Here is a 1,589-nt window from a genome sequence, read left to right on the forward strand (position 1 = left end):
ACGTTTTCTAAATCGTTGTGTTTACCACCGGCTCGAATACAACGCTGCACACTCACCGCACGCGTATAGTCGCGTTTTTCATGGCCGAGAAAGGTGTCTTTAAACTGCACCATACCGGCGTTGGTAAATAACAGCGTCGGATCTTCGGCCGGAATCACGGGGCTGGAATGTACGGGCGTGTGATTCTTTTCGGCAAAATAATCAATAAACGCTTGTCTGAGTTCTGCACTGGTCATATAAGCAAACCTAAAAAGTTAAAATTCTGTTTTTTGTTTCAAATTTTTGATGCCTTATCGAGCATCAGGATTTAAACGCTTTGTAGCATTGCGAGCCGCTGAATCCTCGACTTTGCAAAAAGCGTAAGCGTTTAGCATGTTCTTTACGCTCTGAGGGTTTATAAGCATCCTGGTATTTTTTTTCCAGAGCTTGCTGTGCGATGTCACACCAGACATCGTCCCCCAGGTTTAAATGCGCATCCATAATGGCCTGGTCATCGCTTGCGCGCATTAAAGCTTGGCGAATTTTTAATGGGCCCTGACCTTTCTGCATCGCCATGCGCACATAGGATTCAACATAACGCTCGTCACTTTGCCAGTTTTTTTTCTGGCAACACTGGATAACGTCGTCCACCAGGCCTGGTGCTTGCTCATATTCGGCAAATTTTTGGCACAATTTGGTTTTGAGTTCTTTTGCGCCGTGCTCACGCATCGCAAGCAAATATTGCGCACGCCCGAGCATGGTTTTAAACAAATCCTCGGGTGAATTTACGCTTGCCTGCTTAGTCTGGGATTTCATCCAAATCAAACTCAGCGGCGGCTGAAGCCTTTGAACCCGGTTTTGGCATTAAGCGTTCTTTTATTTGTGCTTGCAAGGTCTGGGAGATTTCTGGGTTGTCTTTCAAGAACTGACGCGCATTGTCCTTACCCTGGCCAATTTTTTCGCCGTTATAGCTATACCAAGCGCCCGCTTTATCAATCAGTTTTTCTTGTACACCTAGATCCACAATTTCGCCTTCGCGCGAAATACCTTGGCCATACAAAATATCAAATTCAACTTGTTTAAATGGCGGCGCGACTTTGTTTTTCACCACTTTAACGCGGGTTTCGTTACCCAGAATTTCGTCGCCTTTTTTAATCGCCCCAATACGGCGAATATCCAAACGTACTGAAGCATAAAACTTCAACGCATTACCACCAGTAGTGGTTTCAGGGCTACCAAACATAACGCCAATTTTCATACGAATTTGGTTGATAAAGATCACCAAGGTATTGGTTCGTTTGATGTTGGCAGTCAATTTACGCAAGGCTTGTGACATTAAACGTGCTTGCAGACCCATATGTGAGTCGCCCATGTCGCCTTCAATTTCGGCCTTAGGTGTCAAAGCGGCGACCGAGTCGATCACCACGATATCCACCCCACCTGAGCGTACTAGCATGTCGGCGATCTCAAGCGCTTGCTCACCGGTATCTGGTTGCGAGACTAATAAGTTGTCGACATCTACACCTAATTTTTCGGCATAAGATGGATCTAACGCATGTTCGGCATCCACAAACGCGGCGACGCCGCCTTTCTTTTGGGCTTCGGCAATC

At 46.3% G+C, this 1,589-nt stretch carries 3 protein-coding genes; all 3 read right to left on the reverse strand.

Annotated features, from left to right (window positions below; all coding sequences use genetic code 11):
* A partial coding sequence (locus tag VIM91_RS10500) for an alanine--tRNA ligase-related protein (protein WP_331864764.1) occupies positions 1-236 on the reverse strand: 236 nt, incomplete at its 3' end.
* 64 nt (positions 237-300) lie between these two features.
* Positions 301-795 carry a regulatory protein RecX gene (locus VIM91_RS10505; RefSeq protein ID WP_331864765.1) on the reverse strand — a complete coding sequence of 165 codons (495 nt, stop codon included), beginning with the start codon at positions 793-795 and terminating at the stop codon, positions 301-303.
* The coding region (gene recA / locus VIM91_RS10510; protein WP_331864766.1) for a recombinase RecA at positions 779-1,589 on the reverse strand (811 nt) is incomplete at its 5' end. The genes recA and VIM91_RS10505, both read right to left, overlap by 17 nt.

Origin of the sequence: Thiomicrospira sp. (genome assembly GCF_036568485.1) — a bacterium.
Classification (GTDB): Bacteria; Pseudomonadota; Gammaproteobacteria; order Thiomicrospirales; family Thiomicrospiraceae; genus Thiomicrospira.